The organism is Streptomyces sp. NPDC006879 (genome assembly GCF_042869595.1).
GTDB lineage: Bacteria > Actinomycetota > Actinomycetes > Streptomycetales > Streptomycetaceae > Streptomyces.
In genome coordinates this window covers 1-1,469 of the sequence record NZ_JBIAGC010000103.1, presented here as the reverse complement: position 1 = coordinate 1,469, position 1,469 = coordinate 1, and the positions used below count along the sequence as shown (strand labels likewise).

Sequence of the window (1,469 nt, the reverse complement as noted above, 5' to 3'; positions counted from 1 at the left end):
CACCCCCCAGGTCATGCCTTCGACAGGGGGACACAGCCATGCCGGGCCCAGAGGCCAGCGGCCCCATTGCGGAACCGCAGAAAACATAACGGGGGTTCGTCCGTCGGGCTCGCGGTGCCGGCCCTGGACGAACGCTCTGCGGACGGGGTCTGGTTTCGACCATGCGCCGCACCAAATGCGGTGGGCGCATGGTGACCGGCGCCGTCCATGGCTCCATATCGCGGGTCCCGCTTGCTACCGGGCGGGGCCGTGGTGGCGAATGCGCCGCTCGTCTGCGACGGGTGCGGGCGGGCGGATCCCACCCGCGGACGCCAGCAACCGCAGGATGCTCATCCGCGCATGCGCCGTCCGGAGACCGGCCGGGCGGAGTGCCGGACCGGCCCGCACGGCCCGCCAGGCTCGTCCTCAGACGCGGCTCTGGGCGCCCTGTTCCTCGATGAACCGTTTGAACCGTTGCAGGTCACCGCTGACCTGGTGGTCGATGGAGCCATGGCCAGTGGTGGTGACGGCATCGGTGAGCCCCTCCGGGTCGAAGTCCATCCGCAAGGTGATCTCGGTCTTGCCCGGGGCGAGGGGATGGAAGGTGACGACGCCCGACTGTTCGGCCTGGCCCTCCACCGTCACCCAGGCCACGCGCTCGTCGAGCACCCGCTCGGTGATCTCCGCGTCGAACTCGCGCTCCACCCCGCCGATCCTGGTGACCCAGTGGGTGAGCGTGTCGGTGCGCTGCTCGATGCGTTCCACCCCCTCCATGAACTGGGGGAAGGTCTCAAACTGTGTCCACTGCTGGTAGGCGGCACGGACCGGAACGTTGACCTCGATGGACTCTTGGACCTGTGATGTCACTGCAGGCCTTCCTGTTCGCGGAGTCGACCCGGCATGCACGGCCGACACGGGGACCGATCTGATGGCTAACCGCCCGGGGTCGGCTACCCGCGCAGGGTGCCCACATGGCGCTCGATCGGGCGCGCCGGCTTGGGCCGCTTGGCGCCGGTCGGCGCTCTGGTCGTGCTGACGCGCGGCAGGTCGCGGCTCGGATCAGGGCGCCCCGCCCATCGCCCGCAGCATGCCGGCACCGCCGGTGCGGAAGAACCGTACGACCAGGGCAGCCGCCAGCAGCAGGAAGAGGATGTTGAGCCACGTGGTGTAGTCCCAGGAAACCCCCTGGTCCGGGATGTGTGCGCTGCTCTGGTCCGGGATGAGGCCGAGGGGCCCGAAGGCGATCTCCACGACGTAGGCGGCGCTCGCGATCGCGATGTAGTACGTGACGAAGATGAAGACCACCAACGGAACGTCCAGGAGAGCCGCTGGTCAGCGGCTCTCCTGCTGGAACACCCGGCAGGATCTAGCCTTGGTTAGCCTGAATTAGCTCTACCTAAGCTTGTTCTTTTTCTTTTGGTCTCGAACGGCGTCTCGTACGGGGGTCACTCACCTGGGGGTTTGCCGGTCCTGAGAGCGGCCTTCGTCTG

The 1,469-nt window shown here is 67.9% G+C and carries 2 protein-coding genes; both read right to left on the bottom strand.

Annotated elements, in window-relative coordinates; all coding sequences use genetic code 11:
• Positions 1-405: 405 nt before the first annotated feature.
• On the bottom strand, positions 406-846 hold the full coding sequence (locus ACFYMC_RS29720; RefSeq protein WP_388531253.1) for an SRPBCC family protein: 441 nt from the start codon (positions 844-846) through the stop codon (positions 406-408).
• 192 nt (positions 847-1,038) lie between these two features.
• The gene (locus tag ACFYMC_RS29715) at positions 1,039-1,284 is read right to left on the bottom strand and encodes a hypothetical protein (RefSeq protein ID WP_388531250.1); all 246 of its coding nucleotides are present in this window, start codon (positions 1,282-1,284) and stop codon (positions 1,039-1,041) included.
• Positions 1,285-1,469 lie beyond the last annotated feature (185 nt).